Here is a 235-nt window from a genome sequence, read left to right on the forward strand (position 1 = left end):
GCATACATCGCCGTCAGGTTCAGGTCATGCATGACCGCGATCACCCCACCGCCACCGCTTGCAAACTGGCGCGCGATCTCCATAACAGTCAGCTGATGGGCGATGTCGAGGCTCGATACGGGTTCATCCAGAAACAGCCAACAGGGGTGACCGTCACCCATCGGACGCCCCACCTGCGCCAAGACACGGGCAAGCTGGACACGCTGCTGCTCACCTCCCGAGAGCTCCTGATAGT

The 235-nt window shown here is 61.3% G+C and carries 1 pseudogene; it reads right to left on the bottom strand.

The features are described 5' to 3' along the window. Window positions 1–235: pseudogene (locus O4G76_RS21620) on the bottom strand (iron ABC transporter); the annotation flags it as partial.

It is taken from the genome of Limimaricola sp. G21655-S1 (genome assembly GCF_027213785.1).
Taxonomy (GTDB): domain Bacteria; phylum Pseudomonadota; class Alphaproteobacteria; order Rhodobacterales; family Rhodobacteraceae; genus Limimaricola.